Origin of the sequence: Paraburkholderia sp. PGU19 (assembly GCF_013426915.1) — a bacterium.
GTDB lineage: Bacteria > Pseudomonadota > Gammaproteobacteria > Burkholderiales > Burkholderiaceae > Paraburkholderia.
Window position 1 is genome coordinate 243,396 of the sequence record NZ_AP023183.1, and the last position, 13,094, is coordinate 256,489.

The following is a 13,094-nucleotide window of genomic DNA, read 5'->3' on the forward strand; positions in this document are numbered from 1 at the left end:
GCTCTTTGTTGCAGTATTTACCAGAAGAATCGGCATCTCGCTGCCGTTAATCAGAGGAGACGTACGTGCCAGATCCCGCATTGCATTCTTCAAAAAGGTCCGTGGCCCGCACGGAGCCCGTTCGTATGCGCTTTTACAGCCTGTCGATGGCGGTCGGCTTATCAATTACCGCACTCGCGGTGTCGGGCGCGACAGCGGCCCAGGTCAGCGACGCCCAGACTCCGATGGTCGAATGGGTCGTACCCGCGCTTCCGACGGTTATGCCGCAGACAAAAGAGCAGGCGGACGAAGGTATGAAACTCGGCCGCGCGCTCGTCGAGCCGGAGGTTCTGCAGCCGACGCTTGATCCCGGTCTGCCCCGTTATCAGCCCCGCACCGACATCAAGCTCTCCGGAAGCTTCAAGGGTGCAGCCTCCGACGTGCTGCCGGCGCTCGTCAAGCGCTGGATCGCAGGATTCCAGCATTACTACCCGGATGTCAAGATTGAGGTGGCACCACCCTATGCCGGAAGCCTGGGTGCGAAGGAGTTGGTCAAACAAAATCTCGACTTCGTTTTCGTTTCGCGTGAGTTGAAACCGGATGACGTGACTGACTTCAAAGTCAAGTTTGGTTACGCTCCGCTGAGCGTACCAATATCGGGCGGCTCGTATCGCCATTTCGGTTTCCTCGATGCCATCGGATTCTTCGTTAATAAGGATAATCCCTTGCAGTCGCTGACCTATGAGCAGATCGATGAGCTATTTTCGAAGAGCCATCTTCGAGGCGACAAGCCACTTAAAACCTGGGGCGATCTTGGATTGACAGGCGAATGGGCCGACAAGCCTATTCACGTCTACGCGATCAAGCCGTGGAATGGGTTCGAGGAGTTCTTGCGACAGAAGATCCTGAGTGTTGATGGCAAACGCGGAGAGTGGCGAGACGATATTCATTACGACAAGCTCGTTTTTCCTCTCGCAAAACGCGTCGCCGATGATCGCTACGGAATCGGATACTCGGGGATCGCGTATATCGATGCACCCGTAAAAATGCTACCGCTCAGCGAGAAGGCAAACGGTCCGTTCGTTGCGCCGACCTATGAGAATGTTGCGCTGGCCACCTATCCCCTTAGCCGGTTGATTTACTTCAATACGAACAAGGCGCCTGAAAAGCCACTTGATCCCGCGCTCGCCGAATTCCTTCGATACGTCCTGAGCCGGGAAGGTCAGCAGGCGGTCATCGACCACGCCATGTACGTGCCCCTGCGCGCGCAGCAGGTCGAGAATTCGCGCGCGCTAATTGCCAATTGAAGCTCGTTTGCCCTCCACTCCACGCACTTGTTGCCCGCGCAATGCCACCCTAAACTTACCAGCACGCGCGGGCGAGTCACGATACCCCGGAACCTTCCATGAGAATCTCGCTTCGCGCCGCGGTCTTTTTGCTGGTGGCTGGGTCCGTGTTGGCCCAGCCGTCTGAGCGCAACTACGCACAATCCCTGGTCGAGAAAACGCTGACCGCACATCCTGAGTTGACGGTGCTGGCGCTGCACGTTAAGCCGCCGGCGTCACAGGACAACATCATCATCGCATCAAACATCGGCCGTATCGGCAAGAAAGCCGACACCGATGACCTCTCTGTTCTGCAATCAGGGAAACCACGCATGGAAATGACGAAGGCCGGCGACCTGTCAGTCGAGCTTGTCATGCGGGACGCAAATGGGCGGCCGATTGGGGTGATCGGCTCAACGTTCCGGTTCCACCCGGGGACGATGAGTCAATGGTTCTGAGGCAAGCCGAACGTGTGTGCGATGAACTGAGCGCTCAGACACCCTCCCTGGAGGCGCTATTTTTACCTTCGCGCTAACCATATTGCATGTTGCTGCACTGGTCTGATAGCTGGACCTGAAAACGCTTTTAGCAAACTTTCAGGTTTTGTTTAACGAGATGGCCCACGATATGAGTAGGTCAAAAGGATGCAGGGGGCGCGATCGGTGGCGAAGTCCGGAGCACCCTTCGAGCACCGACTAAAAAAGAGCCTGTTTAGGGCAAGAGCTTCGTTCAAGAGCCATTCATTGAATCAATCAGGAGACGTTCCATGAAGCAAGCGAAGTGGGCTGGAGCATTGCGCAAGACGACGGTTGCATCGGTCACCGCGATGATTGGGATGACAGCGTTGACCGCACTGATGTCGTCGCCAGCGTCTGCGTTGAAATATGCAGCGGTAGAACATCATCTCAATGTCGATCCCTCCATTCCGAAATGGCAACCGGGCGAAGTGCAGTCGCAGCCTGAAGAGGAATTGCGTCTGGTGGGCGCGGACGTGATGGACGAAATCACGCTGGGCTGGATAAAGATTTATCGAAAGGCTTATCCCCGATTGAGCCTGACCATGGAGGCGAAAGCATCGGGTTCGGGTGGCCCGGCGTTAACGGAAGGGAAAGCCGACCTGGCACCGGTCGGCCGCGAATTGCTGCCAGCCGAAGAGAAGGGGTTCGTCGACAAGTTCGGCTACAAGCCGATGGCGATCCGCGTGGCAACCGGCAGCGTAGGTTCACTCGGCAAGACGGCTACGTCGGTCGTACTGGTTGACAAGGATAATCCGCTCAAGGGACTGACGCTATCCCAGCTCGACGCAATCTACTCCAAAACCCGCAATCGAGGCCATGCAGACATCACCACATGGGGCGACCTTGGTCTCGGAGGGGCGTGGGCTGATCGGCCGATCCATCTGTACGGCCTGAAGCCGGTTAACGGCATCGAATATTTTCTGAAATTGAACGTGCTTGAAGGCGGTGAGTACAAAGACAACATCCAGTTCGTCAAAGGCAAGGGCTTCACGCACGCGTTCACGGTGGCGGCGGAGGACATGGCAACGCACCCTGGCGGGCTAACCTATGCGTTGTTGGCGAACGTGACGCCGAATGTGAAAGTGTTGCCGCTGGCAGAAAATGATGGCGGCCCGTTCATTGCGCCGACCTTGCAGAACGTCTATTCGCACCGGTACCCGTTGTCCCGTTACGTCTACATCTTCGTCAACAAGAAGCCCGGCCAGCCGCTGGAGCCCAAGGTCAAGGAATTCCTGAAGCTGGTGCTGAGCCGCGAGGGGCAGGATGTCGTCGCCAAAGAGGGGGTGTACATTCCACTCACACCTGACGTGGTGCACCAAGAGTTGGCGAAGCTCGACGAGGCAAATTAATGCCAGGATGACCCGGGACGGCTGGCGGGCCCTCGATTGCGCGATCACCTGAGGTCTTGCCGACGTTGCGACTCGCACAAGGAAGTACGCGGCCCTGACCGCCGTTGAACTTTCGGCACACCCACCAAATAGCCAGATCGCACTGAAGGGGATGGTGTCTTCGGAGACCCTCCCCTGGAAAATAAATAGATGGGCGGGCATAACTGGAGGAGACATGTTCAGGAAATCCGTGCTTGCCATGGCGGTTGCGGCTACGTTGCCCATCGCGCTTTTTGCGCAGACGCCGGCGACATCTGCGCAAAGTATGCAGGGACCGACCACGCAAGTGCAGGAGAAGAGCTATGCGCAGGAGCTGGTTGACACCACCGTCGCAAGGTATCCCGCGCTGCTTGAACTAGACGTGCACGTGACGCCGCCAGATTCAGCTCGCAGCGTCATCATTGCCGCGAAGTCGCGTCAACGCATCGGCAAACCGACCGATGCGGACGATTTGGCTGTATTCAAGTCGGGTGAGCCGTTCGTCGAGGTCAACCGGTCCGGCAATCAGAACGTAGAAGCGCATGTACCGTTGTTCGACGCGCATGGAACGATCATCGGCAGCGTCGAAATGACCTTTCCGTACCCGGCCGGGTCGGGTTTTGACCAGATCGCGCTGATCAAGACGGCCGGACAGATCCGCGATGAAATGAGCCGGCGTATTGCGCATGCGCCGAATCTTTTCGAACCAGCCCGATTCGATGTGCGGATTCCGCTCAACACCTATGCCCAAACGTTGATCGATGAGACGCTGGCCAAGTACCCCGACGTGGTGGTGATTGCGATGCATGTCAAGCCCCCAGGAGGCGGCACCGATTACCCGATCATCGCTTCGAACATCGGTCGGATTGGTAAACCGGCGGACGAAGATGACATGCAGGTGATCACTACCGGAAAGACCAGCCTCGAGGTCAATCGCGAGGAGGACCGCTTCGAAGTCAAATTGCCGTTGCAGGATATGAACGGCAACACGATCGGGGCGCTCGGCGTGATCTTTCCATACAAGAGAAGCGTCAGACAGGCCGGGCTGCAACGGCAGGCAGAAGCAATTCGGGACGAGTTGCGCGCGCGCATTCCGAGTAGCGCAAAGTTGTTCGAAGCGGCTGCGTTGCAGCCTGCGCAACCGGCGCCGGCTGTCGTGGCAGCCGAATTGGACAAATCGGCATTGGGGAACAAGACATCGCTGCCGATGACGAAACAGGAAGTCTCAAGTGCGGCGCTCCAGGGCACACAGGATGGACTGTCCGATGCGGTCAAAGACCAGGCCGGGGTCGCCCCGACGAATTCAAAAGGCAGCCCAGCCGACGCACAGAGTATTCGCGGCATCAAGCTCAACCTGTTTTCGAACTATCGACTCAATGGCGGCCTTCCGATTGCCGGGGTGGTGACGACGCCGACCGACGACAAGGCGCGCATCGAAACGCTCAAGGGCGCCAACGCACTGATGTTCGGTGTTGCCAGTCCGGCCGGCATCATCAACCTGGTGACCAAGCGCGCCATCGATCGAGACGTCACTTCATTGATCCTGTCTGGCAACTCGTTCGGGCAATACGGAGCGGGCATCGACATCGGCCGGCGCTTTGGCAGCGAGAAGCAGTTTGGGCTTCGCGCCAATCTATCCGGCGCACATCTGGAGAACGGTGTGCGCGGCGCAAATGGGCACGGTTGGTTTGCGAGTCTGGGCGCGGACTGGCAAGTGACAGACCGGCTCACTTTCCAGTTCGATTTCGAGGAGTACAAGAAGGAGGTGGTGGAGCAGGCATCCCTCAGCCTGCCGACAGCCGTCAAGGGACACATAACCGTGCCTCGGGTGCCGGACCCGAGAAACCTGTTGTCTGGCCCATGGGCCGTGTATTCACCGACGACGACCAACGTTCAGGGACGCGTCGACTACGTTTTCAACGAGAACTGGAAAGGACTTGTCGAGATCGGGCGTTCCTACGCGGATCGCTCGCGCCTCACAGGTCGCATTGCGGGCTATGACCTCGTCACCGGGGCAGGCGGCGTGGAAACGGTCAACACGGTCACCCAGGACTACATCAACAAGTTCGAGCGGGCCGAGTTGCTCGGCAAGTTCTCGACCGGGCCATTCAGGCATGACCTGACATTGGGTCTTTCGCGCAGTGAACGCAACGCGGAGACACCGGCGCAAAACAGCATCGTTCTGCCGGGGACGATCAACATCTATGATCCGACGCCCTTTCCGGCGCCGGTCCCGACTCATCCGTCGACCTCTTTGCCGCTGCAAACCAGCAGCGACAGCGGGCTCTACGCTTACGACAATGTTGGCATCGGGCAAAAATGGAAAGTGCTGGCCGGCTTTCGAGAAACTCGCTCGGTGTCGAGCGACGGGAGGGAGTCACAGGGAACCTATCTGCCGCTGCCTGCGTTCGGCATTCTTTACGATGTGCTGCCCACCACCACCTTGTTCGCCAGTTACATGAAGGGGCTGGAAGATGGCGGCGTCGCGCCGGTTAATGCGGTCAATGCCTATCAGATTCTGGCGCCGGCTGTATCGACGCAGAAGGAGATCGGGATTCGCGACTCGTATTTCGAGGGACTGTCGGTCACGGCGTCGTACTTCATCATCGACCGCGTCAACGCCGTGACCAACTCGGTGACGAAGGTGTTTTCCAACGATGGCATGATCAAATACCAAGGCGCCGAGGCAGTTGTCACCAAGCAGTTCGGCCGTCAATGGAGCGTGACCACGGCCGTACAGTGGCTCAATGCGGTGCAGCATCCGGTGTCGGACATGACGATCGCGGGCAAGACGCCTGAGAACACACCGAAGTGGATCGGAAACGTATCGGTGACGCACCGGCCGTCGTATGTGCCGGGACTTGCGCTGACAGTCGGCGCGTCGTTTGTGTCACAGCGACCGGTGAATCCGCAGGACCAGGGCTACATTTCGGGTTATGTCATTTATTCGGCTGGGGCGGCGTATGCCACGGTGATCGGCGGTCATCGCACTTCGTTTGTCATGAGTATCGACAACCTGACCAACCGAAGGTACTGGAATTCAGTGCAAACCGGCACGTTGGGGACTGGCATGGACCGCAGCGTACGCCTCAACGCAAAAATCGATTTCTAATTCGACTATCGGGGCGGGCGAATATAGCACCGCCCTTGATTCATTGCATTCGCTTCACGCGGACGCCAACCTCGTGAAGCGGAACCGAAATCCCATTCTCGAACTACGAATCAGGCTTTGCCTCTCAGGCGCTTAGGCTGGCGGAGGAATTTGCCTCGCTTGTGCGAGGTGTCGCGCGCTGGATTGTTTGGTTCCGTTACGGAAATTGGCTGAATACATATTTAAGCCCCATTCATCTCCGTTCAAGGTACCGAATCTAGACTCGTTCCTACACCCACTTTCATACACTGCCCGCCGGGCAAGAGAGGAGACACATGAAGACTTTGACGAAGATCGTGCTTGCGGCAACGATTAGCGTACTGGCGTCAGCATCCTGGGTAGGCACCGCGCAATCGGCGCCGAACGCCGAACCGCAAAAGCCAAAGAACTGGACTTCGTCGACTGCGAAGATCTATGCGCAGGTGCTGTCCGAACAGATCATGGCGAGTCACCCGGAATTGATCAGCATCACGTTCCACGGCGTTCCTCCAGGCGCGGCCGCCGGCACCTATACGATGTTTGCCGGCTCCTATCTGGACCGTATCGGTAACCCGGACGATCCCGACGACATCGACATCATCACGAAGGGTATCACTATCGTGGACCCACGCTGGCATCGGACCAACGATACGGTCAAGAAGTTCGTCATGATGATGCCGCTGCGTGATGCAGCCGGCGAAAACATTGGCCTCCTCGTTGCGGCGTACAAGAACGACGGGCAGTTTGCCAAAGGGGAGAAAGACTTCTTTCTGGCCGGCACCGCATTACGCGACAGTGTGCAAAAGCAGATTCCGAGCTTCAAGGCGCTATTCGAACCGGTCCATTAGACACGCGGTGCAGTCGCTTGCGTGATGTGGATCGACCGATTGTCCATCAGGAGACAAGAATGCGTGTACGAATTCCGAAGTTCTCCCTCATGGCGCTCGCGTGCGCCACGTTGTTGGGGAACCACTGCGGCGCAGTGGCTGCGACAGAGCCCGCTACCGCCGCGGCGTCGGCGGTGCTTCAACTGCGCGGACATACCGAATTGCCGGAATATAGCGGCGATTTCGATCATCTTGCCGCTGACGTCAAAGGGGACCGGCTGTTTCTCGCGGGAGAAGACCAGAGTACGCTCGAAGTTTTCGATCTTAAAACCGGCACGCATCTAAAAACGATCAAAGGCTTCGAGCAGCCTCATGGTGTCCTTTATCTGCCCGATGTGGACCGTATCATCGTCACTGACAGCGGTCCGGGCATGACCAGGGTGCTCGATGCGAGCAACTATCGCATCATCGGGTCGATTCCGCTTACCGTTGGCGCGGACTCGATGTATTACGATCCGTCGAGCCAGCATCTCTACATCGTTACCGGCGGTAAGAACGCCAATCCAAAAATGTCTCAGACCATCGTCGCGGAAGTCGATCCGAGGACGGGGCGCCGTGTTGGCGAAATGACCTTCGACACCGACTTTACGGAGTCGATGGTGGCCGAGCAGAAAGGTCGTCGCCTGTTCATCAACTTGACCGGCAAGAGCACGATGGCGGTCGTCGACAAAGTGGACCGCCGCGTGATCGACAACTGGCAAATCAAGGGCGGTGAGATGAATGCTGCGATGGCGTTCGACGAAGTGCATCAACGGTTATTCGTCAGTACGCGCAAACCGTTCAAACTGTTGGTGCTCGACGCCAGGAACGGAACAACCGTTGCCAGTTTCGACGCCCCCGAACGCACCAATCAAGTGATGTTCGACAAGATGAACCACCGCGTCTACATGGCCGGCGACGACTATCTGGGCGTGATCCAGCAGAAAGACGCGAATCACTACGAGGAACTCCCGCGCGTCAAAACTGCGAAGGGCGCCAAGACTGCCCTGCTAGTGCCCGAATTGCACCAACTCTATGTCGCGGTGTCGCCTGGAGAGAACAAGGTGGGTGGCGCGCTGCTGCGTTTCAATGTGCCGTCGAATGGCGCTACTCATTCGCTGGCTGGAGATTGAAGTCAGAAAGCCTCGAGAGATCCTTGTTTCGAATGCGCATCGACCTTTGCCTGATCACGTTTCGTGAAGATCGACGGGGGCGTGCCGGCAACGGTCGGAGGCATGCGCCATCACAGGAGGCGATATGCAGGTTACAGGTATGTTGTACGGAGCGCGACTGCTACAGTTTGGAGGATTTCCTGCTGCGAAAGTGCTTGGACCCGACGCTAACGAGGAGCAGATCAAGGCGCTACTCGACGACTACGGTACGGTGTTCGTCAAGCCGGTCTTCAAGGGGGAGTCGGAAAGAAAGGCAAGGCGGGACTGATAGGACGCGCCACTGATTTGAAGAGCGCGCTGCGGGAAAAGGAGCGTCTTTATTTCGTCGAGCATCGGTGCGGCAATCAGCTCGTCAAGTCCAACGGTGTCACGTTTGAAGGCGCCGTGCCTGCACAGCACGAAGTCTACTTTTCGATCACCGACTCGACACATTTCCGCGCCCCACGATGACGCTGACTCATCACGGCGGTGTCGACATCGAGGAACTCGACCGTGCTCTCGTCGCACGGGTTCCATTCGATCCTCTTACTGGACTCAAGGCGTTCGTCGTTGCTAATGCGTTGTCCACGCTCAACGCACCGAACGAAATCATCTCGCCTCTTGTGCAGCACTTGCCGAAGCTCTGGGAGCTCTACCACAACTTTGGCATGACGACGCTTGAATTGAACCCGATTCGGATGCGCGCGGAACGCGACGGTCGGCTGGTGCCCGTGGCGTGCGATTTCAAGGGAGGCTTCGACCGCGATGACACCCGCTGGCAGCGTCTGAATATCCCACCCCACCTCTTCTCGACGGACCATTCGGACTTCGAGCACGAGATCAATCAGCTTCGTACCTATCAAGGGCAGAGCGATGTGTACGTGATCAACGAGCACGGCACGATTCTCGCACCGACGTTCGGCGGCGGAGCCAATACGCTCGTGTCGGAACTGCTGGGAGAGGACGCCATCATCTCGTCGGATTTTGGCGGAAACCCTCCCTACCAGAAAATGAAGGAAGTGGCGCGGATCTGCTTCAAGCATTGGCTCAAGCAGACCAACGTGCTTTTCATCATTGGCGGCAAGTCCAACAACACTGACATTTACGAAACCTTTCGGGCGATGGCAGATGCGCTTCGCGAGCATTTCAGCGAGCACGACCCGACGCCGCTGTATGTGGTGATCGGGCGTGGCGGCCCGAATCTGGTCCGCGGCATGGGTGCGATGCGCGATACCTGCGACGTGCTTGGCTTGCCATACAGCATGTTCGGGTTCGACTCCGACATCAGCGAGGTCATTCAGTACGCGAAGGCTTGCGACGCGTGGATGAGGTCCGGCGGTCGCGACCAAATCGCGACCAGGCTGAAGGCAGCCCACTGACATCCATTCACTCTTCTATGGTCAGGCGACGGAGAATATCGTGTATAGGCAAGGGGTAGGCGATTTCCGCTATTACGTCGGAATCGAATCGCTAGAACAAGCGGTGACGCGCGACGACCGCGTCTGCGTTCTGAACATTCTCGGTGGCGAGTCGCGCCAGGTGACGCCGGTCGGCCATGTCTATTCCGGAGGCAATGTTGTCTTTGGAACGTCCCCAGGGCGGCGAGGCAAGTTTCTCGATACACCCGTCGGCAAGATTCCCGTCTACAACAACGTCGTTGAAGGCCTCGAGGACGGGCAAGACTTCAATTGTGGTGTCATTTACCTGCCGCCGTCGGCGGCGCGCGACGGTGTAGCCGAGCTTGTCCGCGTGAATTCCAAATTGAGGAAAATTTTCATCGTCACGGAGAAAATGTCGGTCCGTGATTCGCGCGAGATCCGTGCGATGGGGCAGCAAAATGGTGTCGATATTTTCGGCGGTAACAGCCTTGGCATTGCAGATGCGTGGAACAAGGTACGCATTGGCGGAGCGTTGGGTGGCGACAGTCCCGACGAGCTGCTAAGGAAAGGCTCGATTGCGATCTTCTCGAACTCCGGGGGCTTCACTACCACGATCGCGAGCTATCTACGCTTGGCAGGATGGGGCACGACGACCCTGATCTCGAGTGGTAAGGACGTTTACATTCATTTCGCCGCGCCTGAATTCGCCTTTGCACTCGCCAACGATACTCGGAGCCGGGCGGCGGTGCTGTATTGCGAACCCGGTGGCTATTACGAACAGGACGCGCGTTTCACCAAGCCAGTGGTGGCATGCGTGGTCGGAAGGTGGAAACGCAAGCTCACGCGAGCGGTGGGCCACGCGGGTGCGCTTGCGGGCGGCGACGATGACGCTCAGGCCAAGGAGCGTTGGTTCATGGAGAAGTTTGGTGTCGACGGTGTGTTTACACCCGAACGCCCGATCTTCTCTCAAAGAGGTGCGCTGGTGACGAATATCGCGCATATACCAGCGGCTCTCACTGCGGTGATGGGCGAGAACGGCACTTCTCCGGATTTCGAGCCTGAGGGCAGCCTTGAATTGAAGCCGTGGTTCCGGTCCTGCTCGGGGCTGTCGCTGCCGCCCGAGCTCGGAATTCCCGTGGTCGAGGCGATTTCTCCGTTTGACAAACAGATCTCGGCGATCAATCAGCAGGTCGGCGCAGTTACCCATCGTCAAGGTATGAAGGATGCGTCGGGTGTATCGCGGATGGACCCGAGCACCCAGGTGAGCAGCCTGCATCGCACATCGACGCTCAAAGCCGCTCAATGCTCGTTCGAGGCCAACGTGTGCCTCGCACTGCTGCATGAGTTGGGAGAAGAGAGCGAAGCGAAGCTGGTCAATGTCGCTATCGGTGGCGAGATCAATCTGCACGGTGATCCGGCGCTTGCAGCGGCACAGGCGGCGCGTGAAGCCGGCAATGCGCCGAACAGCGTGCTCGCAGCCGCGCTTAGCATCGTAGGCCCGCGCCGCGCGGAGGCTGCACGCCGTGGGGCGCGTGCGCTGATCGATCTGGGGACGGCCGCCGGCTTGCGCGACGCGTTCGATGAAAGTTTCGACGCAAGCACGCTATTGATTGCCCCGGCGACCGGCGAGCTGTTCACGGGTACCGAGCCGGACATCAAGGCGCAACTTCTGCTTGCTGGTCTACGGCAGCGCGGTGTGAAGTCCGTATTTGTCCGCTACATAGAGGCGCTCGGCGGCTACCCGCGCGCTGACGGCGTGCTGGCGGCGATCACGACAACGCTCGCGTGGAACGCCCTGCTGCGCAAGCGCGTATCCCGATTGACGGCGGAAAATCTGCCGTGGTGGATGCGCATGTTCGGTACGCTGATCGGGGCATCTGTCGGAGAAGCACAGCATCGAGCCGAATCGGTTTGTGGGATTCCGAACCCGGAAATCGTCGGCCACCTTTCTCTCACCGAGATCGCCTGCATCACGCTCATCGGCGTTAAACCGACTTCGGCCGACCTGTTCGGCTTTCAGACACTTGCCGGACTCCTCCTCACCAACGGACCGGGGTCGATTTCCGCGCAAGGTGCAAAGGGCGCGACGTCGGCGGATGGACCAGAAAGCCCGGATCGTGTCCAGCTGAACAAGGCGATGGTCGGCTTTCTGACGCACTCGGGCTTCGCGCACGGTGGCAATGGTTTTGAGGGGGTCGCATTCCTGTTGGACCGTTTCAGGGGTGTTGCGTTGGTTGACCCTGGTGACCGTCAGCATGGGCTCGACCTGAAAGCGATGGCGACGAACTTCGCGCGCGAGTATGGCCGGGAGCGAGCGCGTCGCAAGGAGAGGGGTGCCGAAGTGGCGGACACCTTGCCGTGCATCAACCATCCTGTCTTCAAGGGCAAGGCGATCAACGTCGACCCTCGGGAAGAGTTCGTGCGCGGGCTGTACGACGCAAGGGGAGAGTACAACGTCTTCCACGACTACTACTGCGCACTCGTGCAGGCACTGTACGACGAAAACGTCACGCGCAACGTATTCGCGGTTAACGTTGACGCGGTCATAGCCACGTTGCTGTTGAAAATGTTCTGGGGACGTTACCAGGCCGGCGAGGTTTCCGCTCAGGAACTCGAAACGGCAGCCTTCACGGTCTTCCTCTATGGCCGGATGATCGGCTGTGCGGCGGAGATCGACGATCACCTCAATCGAGGGCGCAACCTCGATATGCGTACACCGCAACACCTGGTTCGATATGTTGCATAGCTGGCCGCGGCGTGGATGGCAGGTGTTGCCGTGCTTCGCCAGCCCTGGCTGAGGGTGCGAGTGAGGGTTCTCCCCAACTCCAAAATTCAGGTTGCATTCAGGTTCCGTCACTAGCCTTTGCTCATGAATACGGCGAGCGGGCGGCGAACAATCCGTACCCGGTAACCGAAATCACGTCGTCGCATGGGTTCGCAACACAGAGTGCGAAGGAGGCGCACCTGCGAGGCGCAGCGACGAAGTGGGGATGTTGGCTCGTGCCAGCGGCATCAGCAGTGACGGGATTGAAGGAGCAGGCGATGGACACGACGAAGACGTCCTTACGTTACCAGGTGGAGAAATGGCTGATGATGGCTTCGGCCATCTCGGCCAGGGTCAGCCGCGCAACGTGTGCCGGCGCGAATGCAAGACGCTGTGTATGCGTGCAGGCATTGAGATGCACGGGCCCTGTCGCGATCTATTTCTTTTGCGAGGGTGAGGGCAACTGGTGCGTCTCTCCGCTTCGCGCTGAGCGTCCGGCGATGAGCGTGACGTGAAGAACCGGACCACTGGACTACCGGGGGTGACTCGATATGGTCCGCGTTCCAGTTCGAGGAAGTGTCTCACCGCCCGGCAAATTGGACCGGGTACCCGCGA

At 58.5% G+C, this 13,094-nt stretch carries 7 protein-coding genes and 1 pseudogene; all 8 read left to right on the top strand.

Annotation, left to right across the window (positions count from 1 at the left end; all coding sequences use genetic code 11):
• Positions 1-125: 125 nt before the first annotated feature.
• On the top strand, positions 126-1,286 hold the full coding sequence (locus H1204_RS48100; protein ID WP_243469206.1) for a substrate-binding domain-containing protein: 1,161 nt from the start codon (positions 126-128) through the stop codon (positions 1,284-1,286).
• Between the two features lie 98 nt (positions 1,287-1,384).
• A complete protein-coding gene (locus H1204_RS48105; protein WP_180736836.1) occupies positions 1,385-1,762 on the top strand; it encodes a hypothetical protein in 378 nt (125 codons plus the stop codon).
• 308 nt (positions 1,763-2,070) lie between these two features.
• Positions 2,071-3,171: a substrate-binding domain-containing protein gene (locus H1204_RS48110; protein WP_180736837.1), complete on the top strand. Its 1,101-nt coding sequence runs from the start codon at positions 2,071-2,073 to the stop codon at positions 3,169-3,171.
• Between the two features lie 214 nt (positions 3,172-3,385).
• Positions 3,386-6,301 carry a TonB-dependent receptor gene (locus H1204_RS48115; RefSeq protein WP_180736838.1) on the top strand — a complete coding sequence of 972 codons (2,916 nt, stop codon included), beginning with the start codon at positions 3,386-3,388 and terminating at the stop codon, positions 6,299-6,301.
• Positions 6,302-6,615: 314 nt separating this feature from the next.
• A complete protein-coding gene (locus H1204_RS48120; protein ID WP_180736839.1) occupies positions 6,616-7,167 on the top strand; it encodes a hypothetical protein in 552 nt (183 codons plus the stop codon).
• Positions 7,168-7,226: 59 nt separating this feature from the next.
• On the top strand, positions 7,227-8,318 hold the full coding sequence (locus H1204_RS48125) for a hypothetical protein (RefSeq protein WP_180736840.1): 1,092 nt from the start codon (positions 7,227-7,229) through the stop codon (positions 8,316-8,318).
• 124 nt (positions 8,319-8,442) lie between these two features.
• Positions 8,443-9,715, top strand: a pseudogene (locus H1204_RS48130) (ATP citrate lyase citrate-binding domain-containing protein).
• Between the two features lie 40 nt (positions 9,716-9,755).
• A complete protein-coding gene (locus tag H1204_RS48135; protein ID WP_180736841.1) occupies positions 9,756-12,461 on the top strand; it encodes a CoA-binding protein in 2,706 nt (901 codons plus the stop codon).
• Positions 12,462-13,094: the final 633 nt, after the last annotated feature.